Below are 16,023 nucleotides of genomic sequence, written 5' to 3'. Positions count from 1 at the left end.
TCCCCTAATTGATTGGCTGTGTTGGCATTGTGACCGCAGATTGTTGTTGATCTAGACGGATAATGCGTGTTGCGGTGTCATTTTCACTAATGGCATCAGGCTTCACATTTTGTGATCTTAGGGTAAATTCCATCATTTTAGAGAACACAGGTGCAGAAATTGCCCCACCGTAATACTTACCGCCTTTCGGCTCATTAATTAATACCACTAGCGCATAACGAGGATTGCTCGCAGGCGCAACCCCTGCGGTATAAGCAATATATTTATTCACATATTTACCATCTTCGATTTTTTTAGCAGTTCCTGTTTTCACCGCAACACGATAGCCTTTGACCGCAGCCGCCACCCCACCACCGCCTGGCAAGGCAACCGTTTCCATCATATGAATAACATCGCGTGTTGTTTTTTCAGGGAATACGCGTGTACCAATAACGGGAGGATCCACTTTTGTGATCGATAATGGGCGATAAATGCCAAAACTGCCCAACGTTACATAAGCACGTGCTAATTGTAGCGGCGTCACCATTAAACCATAACCATAGGAAATGGTAGCACGTTCAATATCGGCCCAACGCTTACGATGTGGCAAAATCCCTTGTTGTTCCCCAACCAAACCGAGATCTGTGGGTTTGCCAATCCCTGCTTTTTCATACGTTTCCACTAATGCTGTTGGCGGCATAGCAAGTGCAAGATGACTGACCCCTACGTTACTGGATTTTTGTAGAATGCCTGCAATGGAGAGTTTGTCATAATTCGCCACGTCATGAATCGTGTGCCCATTGACTGTGAATGGACGAGTATTTAACACAGAGTTTTTATTGACAATACCACGTTGAAGTGCGGTCAAAACAACAAATGGTTTCACGGTCGAACCAGGTTCAAATGTATCTGTGATAGCGCGGTTGCGACGCAAATCGGCTTTTACAGTGGTATTACGATTATTTGGGTTATAAGATGGCGCATTTGCCATCGCTAATACTTCACCTGTGCGAATATCGACCAACACAATCGTGCCCGATTCCGCTTTATTCTCAATCACAGCTTCTTTAATATAGCGATATGCCATTGATTGTAGTTGATCATCAATACTGAGCGTGACATTATGCGCATCATACTTTTTCGTATCATCTACTGCCTCAATCATATTGCCTTGCCCATCTTTGCGGTAAGTTCGAGAGCCGTCTTGTCCAAGTAATAATTTGTTAAAACTTTTTTCAATTCCCTCAATACCTTCGCCATCAATGTTAGTAAAACCGATTAAATGGGCTGTTTCTTCCACTTTTGGATAAAAACGCCGAAATTCTGGGGTCAACTGAATCCCTTGAATTTTTAATTCACGCGCATATTTCGCAACCTCTGGCGTAATTTGACGAGCAAGGTAGATGTAACGGCTTTTTGGATTTTTACTGATTTTAGCTTTGATTTTTTTATAGGGTATTTTCAACGCATCCGCCAATGCTTTCCAGCGTGCCTCATCCTGCAATGAGCCTTTTTCAAAAATCACTTTAGGATCGGCAACCAAAGAATACATTTCCACACTCACGGAAAGCCATTTACCATTGCGATCCAAAATCATTCCCCGTGCTGAACGCAGTGCTTGCGTACGCAGCGATCGTTTATCCGCCTCATAATTCATTTTATCTGCATTATTAATTTGCAAATCTACTGCGCGTGCCACAAGAAAAAACATTGCAATAAAAATGGCACCAATCACAATATAATAACGCCATTTGATAAAAGCACTTTCTGGCGTGGCATTTTGCTTAATTGTCGCAGACGCTTTTTTATGAATATGCGCCCCTTTTCGCTGCGTTTTTTTCGAGAAAAATTTCATCGTGCTGCCCTAATGCCCTTGCTCAATAATAATCACTTGCTGTTCGTTCGTTATGCCGCCCATTCGCATTTTTCGCGCTACACTTGTAATGCGAACATTATCATTTAATGCGTGCTCTTCCAGTTTTAGATTGACATAATCATTTTCTAACGCACGCTTTTCTAAAATCAGCTCGCCGTTATGTGCATTCAGCTGACGTGTTTGGTGAATAATGTAAATTGTCGCAACCGCACTTGCGATGACCATCAATAACAGTGCCAACGCAATTTTGTTGGACGACAACATATCATCAATAATAATTTTACGCAGTGGATGGCGTACTGTCGTGTTCATAACTTTTCTCCCACGCGTAAAACCGCACTTCGTGCTCGCGGATTATGATGGACTTCATCTTCAGAGGGTTTAATGGCTTTCCCCACTATACGAAGCGTTTGCTTACGGTCAAACTCATCATCACGCACAGGCAAACCTTTCGGAATATCTATGCCTTTACTTTGTTTTTTCAAAAAATGTTTAACCATACGATCTTCTAAAGAATGAAAGCTGATAATAGACAGTCGTCCGCCCGCACATAATACACTGAGCGCAGAATTTAAAGCTGTTTCTAACTCGTCTAATTCACTATTGATATAAATTCGGATCGCCTGAAATGTACGGGTTGCAGGGTGTTTGTACTTATCTTTAAACGGTACCGTTTGTGCAATGAGTTCACTTAATTGCGAAGTGCGGTTTAATGTCGGTTCACCCGTTTGCTTAGCTAGCTGATTAAAGTTGACGATTGCCGTTGCAATACGCCTCGCAAAACGCTCTTCGCCAAAGGTTTTTAACACCCACGTTAAATCCTCAATTGAAACGTGTTCGAGCCACTCACGAGCACTTACGCCCTGTGTCGGATCCATTCGCATATCTAATGGACCATCGTGCATAAAACTAAAACCGCGCTCAGCTTCATCTAGCTGGGGGGAAGAAACCCCAAGATCGAGTAAGATTCCATCAACTTTGCCGATTAAATGATGCTGTGCACAAATCTCAGTAATTGCCGAAAAAGGACTATGAATAATAGAAAAACGCGGATCATGAATGGTATTCGCTTCAGCAATCGCACGCGGGTCACGATCAATGGCAATTAATCGCCCCTGATCCCCCAACTTGGCGAGAATAGTACGGCTATGTCCGCCCCGCCCAAATGTGCCATCAATGTAAACGCCATTTTCTTTTATAGCAAGCCCCGCTACGGCTTCATTTAGTAATACCGTAATATGACCTGTGTTTACATTTGGCGACGAACTCATAGTAGTGAACTCATTATTTAAGCATTTAAGATTAAATGGGTTCGCGGCGTATCCAACATACGCCGCTCGCCCTGCTAGTGCTACTACCATTGCTGGAAAGATAAGTCTTTCTCTTTTTTGTTACAATGATAGCGTCTTTAATTCTTCTGAGGCGGCAAAGGTATCACTGCTACCGATAGCAATATCTTCATCAATTTGTGTAAGCCACTGGGCTTCACTCCACAGCTCAAACTTATTAAGTTGTCCTACCAGTTTGATATTTTTCTCAAGATGAATATGCTCTCGCAACGTTGGGCTTAACAGTATGCGTCCATTTTTGTCTAAACTGCACTCTGTCGCAAACCCCAGCATTACACGCTGCAAGCGGCGTTGATTTGGATCGAAATTAGACAAACGCAATAAACGCTGCTCTATCACTTCCCATTCATTTAACGGATAGAGCAACAAGCAAGGCTGACGAATATCAACAGTACATACCATTTGTCCTTCGTTCTGCGCCAAAATTTCAGCACGATAGCGCGTCGGAATAGAAAACCGCCCTTTACTATCTAAGCTAATTGATGTGGCACCACGAAACATTGCTTGCTCTTTTACCTTACGTCAATTTTTAGGAAAAATTTCCACTAAATCCCACTTTTTCCCACCTTTTAGCTAAGTTTATTATCATAGCCCCTTTGTTGCAAGGTTTTTATGTGTTTTTTATGCAAGAAAATCAAAAAAGTGCGGTTAAGAGATGAGCGAGTTTTGGCTATTAAACAAGCAATCATTTGTAATGCTATTGTATTCTTTACATTTTAAAATAAAAAAACCGCACTTTGGTATGCAAAGTGCGGTCTGAGGAAGGAAAAAAGATTAACGAATGATGCCGCGCGTTGAACGTTTAAAGAACGATAGGAAGAAACTCACCGCCGCTTCTTTTTCTGCAAGTTGCTCGATTTCAGGGATCACTTCTTCTAAACTTTTACCGCTACGATAGATTAATTTATACACGCTACGTACCGCTCGCATTGCTGTCTTATCAAACCCTCTGCGTTTCAACCCTTCCAAGTTCACGCCGAAAGGACGAGCATGATTCCCCTGCGCCATGACATAAGGTGGTACGTCTTGGCTTACCATAGAGCCACCGCCTAACATCACATGTGCGCCAACGATCACGAACTGATGAATGGCCGACATACCACCAACAATCACGAAATCATCAAGTTCCACATGCCCTGCAAGGGTTGCATTATTCGCAAGAATACAGTGATTTTTGATCTGACAATCGTGTGCAATATGCGAATTGATCATTAAAAGATTATCGCTACCTACGCGTGTAACCCCACCACCTTGTACTGTACCACGATGAATGGTGACACTTTCACGGATTCGATTTCGATCACCAATGATGGTTTTAGTGGGCTCGCCTTGATATTTCAAATCTTGATTGACTTCACCAATGCTCGCAAATTGAAAAATCTGGTTATCACATCCAATGCTCGTATTGCCATTCACAACGACATGAGAATGCAATTTCGTACGATCACCGATTTCAACCTCTGGGCCGATAACACAAAATGGTCCAATTTCAACTTCTGCACCAATTTTTGCCCCCTCACTAACAATAGCTTGAGGATGAATTTTAGCAGATGGATCGATCATGCTTGCTCCTTACATACCCCGACGGGCACACATTAGCTCTGCTTCACACACAATTTTACCATCAACGGTCGCAACCCCTGTAAAACGCGTCACGCCACGACGTTCTTTGATAAAATGTACTTCTAAAATCATTTGATCACCCGGTTCAACCGGGCGTTTAAAACGTGCGTTATCAATGGCTGCAAAATAAAAAAGCTCATCTTTCGGTAATGCCAACGTTTTGAACGCTAACACACCTGTTGCTTGTGCCATCGCTTCAAGTATTAACACGCCAGGGAAAATAGGTTTTTGCGGGAAATGACCCGTAAAACAAGGTTCGTTTACTGATACATTTTTAACAGCTTTCAGCCATTTACCTTCTTCAAAGTCAATGACACGATCAACCAATAAAAAAGGATAACGGTGCGGAAGAAGCTGCATAATCTCGTTAATATCCACTATTTTCTGTTCTTTTGTTTTTTCCACTTGCTCTGTCACTGTGATTTCCTTACGTTCAACTAAAAGTATGACTCTACTTGCTATTTTTCTTTTTTTCGCTCTAATGCTTTTAAGCGTTTATTCATATCACTGATATTAAGCGTTAATGCTGCGGTTTTGCGCCACTCTTTATTGCTTTGTAATGGAATACCTGATGAATAAACACCTGGCTTATCAATAGGGCGCATCACCATGCCCATGCCAGTTATCGTTACACCATCACAAATACTCATATGTCCATTAATTACACTAGCACCACCGATAAGGCAATAACGTCCGACCGTTAAACTTCCCGCCATAATTACGCCACCCGCTACCGCAGTGCCCGTTCCAATATGTACGTTATGTGCAATTTGACATAAATTATCAATAATCACGTTATCTTCAATAATCGTATCATCAAGTGCACCACGATCAATACAAGTACACGCACCAATTTCAACACGATTACCTATTTTAACACTGCCTGTTTGTGGAATTTTCACCCATTGTCCTTGTTCATTGGCATAACCAAATCCATCGCCACCAATGACTGTGTTTGATTGAATCAAACAATCGTGACCAATGTGTACATGATGATAAATACTCACATTCGCCCACAATTTTGTGTTAGCACCAATGCGACAGTGCTTACCTAGAAAACAGCCCGCACCAATGACCACATTATCTTCCAGTACAACACCCTCTTCAATCACGGCATTAGCACCAATACTGACATTATTGCCTAAAACCGCACTTGATGAAATGACCGCACTTTGTGCAATACCTGAAGCGGGTGAAGGGGTTGTATCAATAAGTTGTGCAATTTTAGCATACGCTACATAAGGATCTGCAATAATAATCAGATTACTCTGCTCTGCACAAAATGGTACATCTTCTTCCTTGACCAATAAGCAACCCGCTTGACTTTGGGCTAATATATCACGATATTTCGCATTCGTTATGAAACTCAGCTCATTGGCTCTGGCTTTTTCAAGGGGTGCAATGCTCGTAATGGTAACGCTTGCATCTCCACGCAAGCGTCCTTTTACATGCTCTGCAAGTTGCTTTAAGCTATAACTTGCCATCTACATTACTTCCCTGCTTTTTTCTCTTCCACTTTTGCTGGTGCTTTTTCCGCAGGTTTGATGCGATCTAAGACTTCTTTTGTTATATCTTTACCGTCTGCGGCATAGACCAAGGCATTCGCATCAATAACATAAGTATATTTTTTCTCTTTTGCGACTTCATTCGTTGCTTCTTGAATGCTTTGCAATAATTTTGCACGTTCTTCAAATTGTAATTTGTCATTTTGCTGTTGGAACGCATTTAGGTCCTCTTGATAGCTTTGACGAAGTTTGTTGATTTCATCCTCACGCTTTTGAATGTCTGCCCGACGCAATTTTGGTGCTTCTTTTTCCAACGCTTTCATTTTATCAACGATTTTTTTCTCTGCTGCTTGTAGCTTTTCCGCAGGACCTTTGAGAGCATCATCGATTTTTTTTGCTACCGCTTCACGATCGGGGTGATTTTGGAAAATAGCACCTGAATCAATATACGCAATATTTTCTTCTGCGTGTGCAAATGCTGAAGTTAAGGCTAATGCTAACGTTAATCCTGCCACTTTCATTGTATTTTTCATCATAGTAAATCCTTCTTGTATATTATTTAAGGGCAGATTTTCATCTGCCGCAGTATTAAGACCGCACTTTTATTAAAAAGTTCTTTTTTATTAATGAATTAGAACGTACCACCAATGCTAAATTGGAATTGTTCAATTTCATCACCCTCGTATTTTTTAACTGGTTTCGCATAAGAGAATACCAATGGCCCAATCGGTGAATTCCATTGGAATGCAAGCCCAGCGGAGGCTCGAACACGTTTCGGGTTACCGTAATTAGCAATTTGCCCTTGCTGAATAGCAAACTCTTTACGCGTTCCTTTTTTCCATTTTGTATTCCACACGCTGGCCGCATCTAAGAATACCGATGTCCGCACCACGTTTTGATGCTTATCACTCACAAACGGGGTTGGCATGATTAATTCTACCCCTGCAGTAGCCATTGCATTACCACCAATTACATCATTGTTTATACAATGATAAGCGTTTTTACCCGCTGAAACCGGTGTATTACGATCTTGCTCGCCACAGGTTGGATAAATCGCTTTCGGCCCTACCGCACCATAAGCAAAACCGCGTAGGCTGCCAATGCCGCCAGCACTGTAATTTTGATAGAACGGCATTTCTTTGCCACCGAAGCCTTTGGCATAAGAAAGTCCAGCTTTACCCATCAATACCCATGTTTGGTCATAGTTCAGTGGCTTGAAGGTTACGACATCCGCATTCAGTTTGTAATATTTATTATCTGAGCCTGGAATTGTGATTTTCCCACCAAGACTAGCGCGTGTTCCATCTGTTGGTAAGAACCCACGATTTAGTGTGTTATAGTTCCAGCCTGCACTAAATTCAAAGTCATCTGTTTTCACTGTCCACTTATCAATATTCATTGATTGTAAATAGAGTGCACGATTATATTCAGGATACATATCTTTCAATTTATTACGTACCCAGCCAAGACCTAAGTAGTATGAATTATTTTCATTAACAGGAAAACCTAATGTTCCATTAAGTCCGTAGCTTGTACGTGAATATGCCGCTGTGGTACTTGAATCTGAATAGTCATATTTATCGTAAAACGCATTACCACCGAGGCTTACCCCATCACGAGTAAAGTAGGGTTCGTTGTAGCCAAGATTAACACTGGTAGCATATTTATTTTTCGTCCCTGACAAGCTCACAGATGACCCCATGCCGAGGAAATTATCCTGCTTAATACTTGCCTGATAACTCAAACCGCTTTCCGTACCATAGCCTATACCAAAATTAATGCTACCTGTATTGCGTTCTTTCACCTTATAAACCACATCAATTTGGTCATCAACATTCGGTACTGCTAACGTTTGCATATCTACGGTTTCATAAAATCCTGTACGCTCTAAGCGGTATTTACCTTGATCTAAAAGTGCGGTATTGAGCCATGCACCTTCAGGTTGACGCATTTCTTGACGTAACGTTGAGTCTGCACTTACATCATTGCCTTCAAAGCGGATACTGCGTACATAATAACGACGTCCTGCTTCAACCACCACAATTAAATCAACCGAATGTTGGGCATCGTTAAATTCTGGCTGCACATGGATTTGTGGATTAGCATAACCACGTTCACCAAGTGTTGATTTAATCCCATCTTCAATACGACGCACTGTGCTACCACGGAACTGCTCACCTCGTTTTACATTGACCAATAGTTGATTTAACTCTTTATTCATTCCCGCAGTATCGCCAATGATTTTCACATCATTGATCGTATATTTCTCACCCTCATCCATTTTAATGGTGATATCAATATTTTTCTTATCATCACTCAGTTTTACATCAGTATCTAAGATGCGGAATTTTGCATAGCCTTGATTGAGGTAAAAATCACGCAATGTATTCAAATCTTTTTCAAATTTGGGTTCTGAGAAACGGCTGCTGGCAAAAATATTCCACCACGATACATCTGGCTGAATATCAACTTGTTGCAACAATTTGTTATCACTAAAGGCATGATTACCGTCAAACTTAATGGTTTTTACCAATGATGATTTATTTTCTTTAATATCCAAGGTTAATTTTGCACGCCCTTGTCCTAAATCATCGATCACGGTTTTCACTTCTACGTTGTTATATCCCATCGTGTGATAATGTCTTTCTAGCTCCGCACGAAATGCTTCTAATTTTTCACGCTGCAAAATCTCGCCTTTCGCAATGCCATTATCACGCAAATTGCTTTCTAATGCTTCTTTAGGAATCTGTTTATTACCTTTAACTTCAAGCTCGGTAATATATGGACGTGGCTGGACTTCCACAACCAATGTATTGCCATCACGACGTGCTACAACATTTTCAATATTGTTACGTTGAAACAGTGTACGCACAATATTTGATAAATCTTGATCATTAGCGCGCTGCCCGACTTTCACGGGTAACGCTGAACGAATACGCTCTGCCGTAACAGGATCGGTGCCTTCAACCCGAATGTCCTGTACCGTAAAAGGCGCAGCCATAACTGAGCTGCTGGCTAATAGTAAACTGGTTGCTAAGAGTTTTTTCATTGTAGCTTAGTCCTATCCAAAAGAGTTAATCTGAGTTTCGGCAATTGCCTTACATAAAGCGTATAATATCATTAAATACAGCAAAAACGGTCAACATTAAAAGTGCGGTTGCGCCAATACGGAAAAAAAGTTCTCGCACCCGCTCTGAAACAGGTCGCCCACGTAGCCCTTCAACGGCTAAAAATAGCAGATGTCCGCCGTCTAATACTGGCAAAGGAATCAAATTCATAATACCAAGATTGACGCTGATCAATGCCATAAAACTTAAGTAATACAACAAACCAATTTCAGATGAAATGCCTGCACCTTGTGCAATGGCAATAGGCCCGCCAATATTTTTTAGCGAAATATCCCCTGTAATTAATTTGCCGACCAACTTCACCGTAACCGCACTTAGCTGCCACGTTTTCTCAGCCGCATGCAAAAGTGCGTCTAGCATACCATATTTTAATTCGCTGCGATACTGCGCCGGCAATGGCTTCACGGTCGGTGCAAAACCAATATATGGTTTATTCTGACTATTCAATTCAGGGGTAATGTCTAACTGTAATACACTACCATTGCGGCGCACTTGAACAGCCAAAGTGCGGTTGAGATTTTGCTCAATCGCATTCACCACACCCTGCCAATCTAGCTCAGCCCCATTAATGCTTAAAATCTCATCACCAATATGTAGCCCTGCTCGTTGTGCTGGCGAATTTTCTATCACTTTACTGACAATTAATTGCACTTCGTTATGCACGGGTGTGATACCAAGCGAAGTAAATGCTGCTTCTTTTTGTGGATCATAATGCCATTGTCGTAGATTTAATGTGCGATCACGCAGTTGTTCTGACCCCACAGGTGCAACACTTAGCTTAACCTCAGACTTGCCTAATTTTGCGGTCAAGAGCATATTAATCTCATTCCAATCGTGGACTTTTTGCCCATCAATTGCGTGAATTTGCCAATCATGTGGCAACGCTGCATTCGCCGCAATAGAGTGCGGTGCGACTTGCCCAATCACTGGTTTAACCGACGGAATACCCACCATAAAGATTACCCAATAGGCGAAAATAGCAAATAAAAAATTTGCCAATGGACCAGCGGCAATCACAAAAGCCCGTTGTAGCACTGATTTTTGTTTGTAATCATATTGACTCAAATAAGCAGGTACAGGTTCTGCGGAGCTATCCAGCATTCGCACATAGCCACCAAGCGGGATAAGCGACACGACAAACTCCGTGCCCTGTTTATCTTTACGGCGTAATAATACTTTTCCAAAACCTAAAGAGAAACGCAGCACTTTAATGCCACAACGGCGTGCCGCCCAAAAATGCCCAAACTCATGGACAAATACCAATACGCTAATAACAACAAAAAATGAGATTAGCGACCACAACACATTCATTCTTATCCTTATTTACGCTTAGGTTAATAGATAAAACATTAAACAAAAAAATGGTAATGCCGCTGTTAAACTGTCAATACGGTCCAACACACCGCCATGCCCTGGGATTAATTGGCTACTGTCTTTAATGCCCGCATCACGTTTGAACATACTTTCCGTTAAATCGCCTAAAATCGAAATCAATATTGTTCCTAGAGACACCAGCAGTAATGTCGCAATAGGAAGTTGACGTAAAATGAAATCATCTGGTGTCAGTTTCACATAGATTACGCCAGCGATCAGAGCACAAATCACGCCACCAATCAATCCTTCCCACGTTTTTTTCGGCGATACGAGACTGGCGAGTTTATGTTTGCCCAACGCACGACCACAGAAATAAGCCCCTGAATCAGCAACCCACACCAACACCAAGACATACAGTAATAAAATCAAACCACTGTAAGGATTAAGATTGTAGTTATATAATCTCAAACTGAGCAGTGAAAGCACAAACGGCGCAAGGGTGAAAAAGCCAAAAAGTAACTGCCATAAAGCAGGCTTATCCCAAAATTTAGCTGATGTCGGATAACTTAACACCATCAAAAGTGCGGTCAACCACCACAGCATAGCCCCATATAACAGCCAACTATTATTGTTCGTCAGCACAATACCTGCACTGATTTTATCCTGATAGGCATACAACGTTAAATAGAGCAAGCAAGCACTCAAGCCTGTGACGATATAACGCCAAATATCACGCTTATGTTTGGCAAATTGACACCATTCCCACACGCCAAGTATCGCAATAACGCCAATTGTTAAGGCAAACGCGTAAGGCGAAAAATACAATAAAGCAAGTAATACAAAGGCAAGTAAGACAATAGCAGATATCACACGTTGCTTAAGCATGTTGCGCTCCTTTTATTTGCTCTTGAGTTGCGCCAAAACGACGGTCGCGTTGGTTAAACGCCACAATGGCTTTAGCAAATTCATCTTCATTAAAATCTGGCCATAAGCAGTCCGTAAAATACAGCTCCGCATATGCAATTTGCCACAATAGAAAGTTGCTAATACGCTGCTCACCACTGGTGCGAATCACCAAATCCACACTCGGCTGATTAGCGGTAACTAAATGTGCATTGAAGAGATTATCATCAATCTGCTCGGGTTTTAACTCGCCTAACCGCACTTTTTCACTCAACCGCTGTGCTGCCTGCACAATATCCCATTGCCCACCATAATTTGCCGCAATATTTAAAATCAGCCCTGAATTGCCTTGAGTAAGCATTTCAGCATGAGCAATTTTTTTCTGCAATGCCACACTAAAGCGAGATGTATCACCTAGAATACGCAGCTGGATGTTATTTTCGCACAATTTTTTCACTTCTCGCTGTAACGCCCACATAAATAAATCCATTAAATGATCTACTTCTGCGGCAGGTCGAGACCAATTTTCAGAGCTAAACGCATATAATGTTAACGCATGAATACCATTTTTCGCAGCATACGCAACCGCACTTCGCACCGCCTGCACGCCTCGCTTGTGCCCAGCGATGCGCAATTTTCCCCGCTGCTTCGCCCAGCGTCCATTGCCGTCCATAATAATCGCGACGTGTTGTGGCATTACCCGTTCAGCTATTGATGTCATTGCCTTTCCAATTCACTCTTTTCGCCTACTATATCATAAGCACCCCGCGGTGAGAATGATTTAAATGGCAACCCAATTACGTGCATCAACTCGTGCTTGCTGATCAATGGCAAAAACATCCTCAATGTCATTAATTGTGCTTGGGCGCATATTTTCTACGACACGACGATTAATTTTAGCAATGTCGGTGAACCGCACTTTGCCATTTAAAAATGCCTCCACGGCAACTTCATTAGCGGCATTCATTGCTGTGGTGGCATATTGCCCCGCCGCAAAACTTTCTATTGCCAATTGCAAACAAGGATAACGAGCAAAATCGGGCTCAATAAAAGTCAGCTCGCTGAGTTTAAAAAAATCAAGATCACTTACACCTGATAGCATACGGTCAGGGTAACTCATCGCATGTGCAATCGGCGTGCGCATATCAGGGTTGCCCATTTGTGCGATCACCGAGCCATCCACATAACGCACCATGGAATGAATGATCGATTGCGGATGAATAATAATCTCCATCTGCTCCGCACTAGCATTAAATAACCAGCGCGCTTCAATATATTCCAGCCCTTTGTTCATCATAGTAGCGGAATCCACGGAGATCTTCTGCCCCATCGACCAGTTCGGATGCGCCACCGCCTGTGCTGGCGTGATGTCATCGAACAGTGAAAGTGCGGTTTGGCGAAACGGACCGCCAGAGCCAGTCAACAAAATGCGTTTGATGCCTGCTTTCGCTAAATCACAATGCCCAATTCGTGCCTGCTCCGATGGTGGTAACGCTTGAAAAATGGCATTGTGTTCGCTATCCACTGGCAGTAACTGCGCTCCGCACTTTGCTACTTCATCAATAAATAATTGCCCACAGGTGACCAACGATTCCTTATTGGCCAACAAGACTTTTTTACCTGCACGAATTGCCGCCAGCGTCGGCGCAAGCCCCGCCGCACCGACAATCGCCGCCATGACTTGATCCACCTCTGAGGAAGCTGCAACGTCACACATTGCTTGTTCGCCTGACCGCACTTGCGTTTTCAGCCCCAAATTTGCGACATTTTCACGCAAGATTTGTGCCGCACGTTCATCTGCCATCACGGCAAAGTGCGGTTGGAACTGTTGGCATTGCTGTGTCATCAGTGTCGCATTTTGCCCGCCCACGAGGGCGAACGCACGGAATTTATCAGGATTGTGTTCAATCACCGAAAGGGTGCTTTTGCCAATAGAGCCCGTTGAGCCAAGAAGGGTTATATTTTGCATAGAGAAATCGCATTATTAAGAATAATTAACGCTATTATAGTGGCAAGTTATTTTTATGACTAATAAATTCATCCAGTTTTGAAATGACAGGTCCCTGACAAGGTAAAAAATCTATTTCCTGTTCAGGCGAATGTTGCGATCTTATCGACACACCAAATTTTCCTCTTTTAGGAAAAATAAACTCACTGGCAACATAGATCACGTCATTATTGGGTATGCCGAGCAAATAAATCTTTAATGATGTTAGCTCATCAAAACGCAGTGGGTAATATGCTTGCAATGCAAGTGATACAGGAATTTGGGCATCCACTTCAGCTTTGATGCTCTCCTCCTTATAGCCAATAGACAACGTCAATAAATCCGTTGCTTTATCATAATCAATTGAAATATTTTTTCTGTGTTCTATATCACACCAGAAAATAACCTCAGCCGATGCCAGTGGTACACAACACATAAGATACAATGTGAATAATAACCGCATCACCAAGCCTCAAAGCTAGTGTGTAGCTCAAAAAAGTGCGGTTGCATTAAGTTACACCACTCAACGTGTTCCAATTTAGCCTCTGGATTTAATATTTCCACACCGGCTTGTTCTGGCTCACGTTGATGAAACACATGATAATGCCACCCATTGGAAAATTTGAGGAAATATTTTTTATTCTGATCACGTTCGCGTTGAATAACTTCTCGTGGAATTTGTAGTGTTAACTCGGGCGTACGTAAATCTTGACCATAACTATATGTCAACAAATCCGTTTTTTCATCGAGATCCACCATCAATTTTGTTGGCTTACCTTGCACAGAGCAAAAAAAGATGGGATAAGCAATAGTATGCTGGGAAACAAATAATGCAATAAACATTAAAAAATATCTCATCATTTTTTTCATATTGTTTCCTTCATTTAACGCCTATTGTGACCATGTTATAAAAAAGCGACCTATCAAATATTATGACTAAGTCGCTTTTTCATCGCTAGAACTCCATCAGTTCTTTTTCTTTATCGGCTAACACATCATCAACCTTTTTGACGTAAGTGTCGGTCAGTTTTTGAATTTCATCTTGTGCACGACGATCATCATCTTCACTAATTTCTTTATCTTTCAACAATGCTTTGATTTGATCATTGGCATCACGGCGGATATTACGCACAGCAACGCGACTCTGTTCTGCTTCACCACGCACCACTTTTACTAAATCACGGCGACGCTCTTCAGTTAATGGCGGCAATGGCACACGGATAACCGTTCCAGCCGATGATGGATTAAGCCCTAAATCAGAGCTCATGATGGCTTTTTCTACTACACCACTCAAAGTGCGGTCAAACACGGTGATCGCTAATGTGCGAGCATCCTCTGCTACCACGTTTGCCACTTGGCGTAATGGCGTTGGTGAGCCATAGTACTCTACCATAATACCATCCAGTAGGCTTGGATGCGCACGCCCAGTGCGTACTTTTGCAATTTGAGAGCGGAATGCCTCAACGCTCTTTTCCATACGATCTTCAGCTTCTTTTCTAATTTCGTTTAACATAATTATCCTTACTTAACAGTCGGTCTTACTGATTTTACTGTAATTTTTAGACTTGTTCGACCTATTTTTTATCGTCAATTAAAGTGCCTTCATCTTTACCTAAAATCACACGCTTTAATGCGCCTGGTTTGTTCATATTGAAGACACGAATTGGCATGCCGTGATCGCGTGCGAGGGTAAATGCCGCCAGGTCCATCACTTGCAACTCTTGCTCTAGGACATCTTGATAACTTAAATGTGTATAGAGTTTCGCCTGTGGATTTTTAGCGGGATCGCAATCGTAAACACCATCCACTTTCGTGGCTTTTAATACAGCATCTGCTTCAATTTCAATGCCACGCAAGCAGGCAGCAGAGTCTGTTGTAAAAAAGGGATTACCTGTACCCGCACAGAAAATCACTACTTGCCCTTGACGCAACAAACGAATGGCTTGTGCCCAACTATACGTATCGCATACACCATTGAGTGGAAAAGCTGACATCAACTTCGCATTCATGTCTGCACGGTGCATTGCATCTCGCATTGCCAATCCATTCATTACTGTGGCAAGCATACCCATATGGTCGCCCACTACGCGATTCATACCCGCTTTAGCTAATTTTGCACCGCGAAATAGATTCCCACCGCCAAGTACGACAGCTACCTCAACACCCAGTTTGACCAGCTCATCAATTTCTTTTGCCATACGATCTAAAATCGACGGATCAATCCCAAAGCCCTCTTCACCTTGTAACGCTTCGCCACTTAATTTTAATAAAATGCGTTTATAAACGGGTTTCTCACTCATCTGCTTCTCCTTTCAAAAATGTTGATGAAATAACCTATTTCATCAGCACTTTATACTAA

General features: G+C 42.1%; 17 protein-coding genes. All 17 read right to left on the bottom strand.

Annotated elements, in window-relative coordinates; translation table 11 throughout:
• Positions 1 to 4: 4 nt before the first annotated feature.
• Positions 5 to 1,834, bottom strand: coding sequence for a peptidoglycan glycosyltransferase FtsI (ftsI, locus tag HPC40_RS08170; RefSeq protein ID WP_208119001.1), 1,830 nt, complete (start codon positions 1,832 to 1,834; stop codon positions 5 to 7).
• A 9-nt stretch (positions 1,835 to 1,843) separates the two neighbouring features.
• Positions 1,844 to 2,167 carry a cell division protein FtsL gene (gene ftsL / locus HPC40_RS08165; RefSeq protein WP_208119000.1) on the bottom strand — a complete coding sequence of 108 codons (324 nt, stop codon included), beginning with the start codon at positions 2,165 to 2,167 and terminating at the stop codon, positions 1,844 to 1,846.
• Positions 2,164 to 3,126, bottom strand: coding sequence for a 16S rRNA (cytosine(1402)-N(4))-methyltransferase RsmH (gene rsmH, locus HPC40_RS08160; protein WP_208118999.1), 963 nt, complete (start codon positions 3,124 to 3,126; stop codon positions 2,164 to 2,166). The genes ftsL and rsmH overlap by 4 nt, the downstream gene beginning before the upstream one ends.
• Positions 3,127 to 3,246: 120 nt before the next feature.
• Positions 3,247 to 3,705, bottom strand: coding sequence for a division/cell wall cluster transcriptional repressor MraZ (gene mraZ / locus HPC40_RS08155; RefSeq protein WP_208118998.1), 459 nt, complete (start codon positions 3,703 to 3,705; stop codon positions 3,247 to 3,249).
• 273 nt (positions 3,706 to 3,978) lie between these two features.
• A complete protein-coding gene (gene lpxA / locus HPC40_RS08150; RefSeq protein WP_208118997.1) occupies positions 3,979 to 4,767 on the bottom strand; it encodes an acyl-ACP--UDP-N-acetylglucosamine O-acyltransferase in 789 nt (262 codons plus the stop codon).
• A gap of 9 nt (positions 4,768 to 4,776) precedes the next feature.
• The gene (gene fabZ, locus HPC40_RS08145; protein ID WP_208118996.1) at positions 4,777 to 5,244 is read right to left on the bottom strand and encodes a 3-hydroxyacyl-ACP dehydratase FabZ; all 468 of its coding nucleotides are present in this window, start codon (positions 5,242 to 5,244) and stop codon (positions 4,777 to 4,779) included.
• A gap of 41 nt (positions 5,245 to 5,285) precedes the next feature.
• Positions 5,286 to 6,311, bottom strand: a complete 1,026-nt coding sequence (gene lpxD / locus HPC40_RS08140; protein WP_208118995.1) for a UDP-3-O-(3-hydroxymyristoyl)glucosamine N-acyltransferase — start codon at positions 6,309 to 6,311, stop codon at positions 5,286 to 5,288.
• A 5-nt stretch (positions 6,312 to 6,316) separates the two neighbouring features.
• Positions 6,317 to 6,865, bottom strand: coding sequence for an OmpH family outer membrane protein (locus HPC40_RS08135; protein WP_208119019.1), 549 nt, complete (start codon positions 6,863 to 6,865; stop codon positions 6,317 to 6,319).
• 98 nt (positions 6,866 to 6,963) lie between these two features.
• Positions 6,964 to 9,381: an outer membrane protein assembly factor BamA gene (bamA, locus tag HPC40_RS08130; RefSeq protein ID WP_208118994.1), complete on the bottom strand. Its 2,418-nt coding sequence runs from the start codon at positions 9,379 to 9,381 to the stop codon at positions 6,964 to 6,966.
• Positions 9,382 to 9,430: 49 nt separating this feature from the next.
• Positions 9,431 to 10,771, bottom strand: coding sequence for a sigma E protease regulator RseP (gene rseP / locus HPC40_RS08125; protein ID WP_208118993.1), 1,341 nt, complete (start codon positions 10,769 to 10,771; stop codon positions 9,431 to 9,433).
• A gap of 18 nt (positions 10,772 to 10,789) precedes the next feature.
• Positions 10,790 to 11,659: a phosphatidate cytidylyltransferase gene (locus HPC40_RS08120; RefSeq protein ID WP_208118992.1), complete on the bottom strand. Its 870-nt coding sequence runs from the start codon at positions 11,657 to 11,659 to the stop codon at positions 10,790 to 10,792.
• The gene (gene uppS / locus HPC40_RS08115) at positions 11,652 to 12,398 is read right to left on the bottom strand and encodes a polyprenyl diphosphate synthase (RefSeq protein WP_208118991.1); all 747 of its coding nucleotides are present in this window, start codon (positions 12,396 to 12,398) and stop codon (positions 11,652 to 11,654) included. Before uppS ends, HPC40_RS08120 begins: the two co-directional genes overlap by 8 nt.
• Before the next feature lie 60 nt (positions 12,399 to 12,458).
• Entirely contained in the window at positions 12,459 to 13,646 is a 1,188-nt protein-coding gene (gene ispC / locus HPC40_RS08110; RefSeq protein ID WP_208118990.1) for a 1-deoxy-D-xylulose-5-phosphate reductoisomerase, read from the bottom strand.
• 34 nt (positions 13,647 to 13,680) lie between these two features.
• Positions 13,681 to 14,127 (bottom strand): hypothetical protein, encoded by a 447-nt coding sequence (locus HPC40_RS08105; protein ID WP_208118989.1) that lies wholly within the window; start codon positions 14,125 to 14,127, stop codon positions 13,681 to 13,683.
• A complete protein-coding gene (locus HPC40_RS08100) occupies positions 14,127 to 14,534 on the bottom strand; it encodes a hypothetical protein (RefSeq protein ID WP_208118988.1) in 408 nt (135 codons plus the stop codon). Before HPC40_RS08100 ends, HPC40_RS08105 begins: the two co-directional genes overlap by 1 nt.
• 85 nt (positions 14,535 to 14,619) lie before the next feature.
• Positions 14,620 to 15,177 (bottom strand): ribosome recycling factor, encoded by a 558-nt coding sequence (gene frr, locus HPC40_RS08095; protein WP_208118987.1) that lies wholly within the window; start codon positions 15,175 to 15,177, stop codon positions 14,620 to 14,622.
• A gap of 61 nt (positions 15,178 to 15,238) precedes the next feature.
• A complete protein-coding gene (gene pyrH / locus HPC40_RS08090) occupies positions 15,239 to 15,964 on the bottom strand; it encodes a UMP kinase (RefSeq protein ID WP_208118986.1) in 726 nt (241 codons plus the stop codon).
• Between the last annotated feature and the right edge of the window lie 59 nt (positions 15,965 to 16,023).

The organism is Spirabiliibacterium falconis (assembly GCF_014885015.1).
Lineage (GTDB): Bacteria > Pseudomonadota > Gammaproteobacteria > Enterobacterales > Pasteurellaceae > Spirabiliibacterium > Spirabiliibacterium falconis.
The sequence above is the reverse complement of the archived record's forward strand: the minus strand, read 5'-3'. Positions and strand labels throughout refer to the sequence as shown.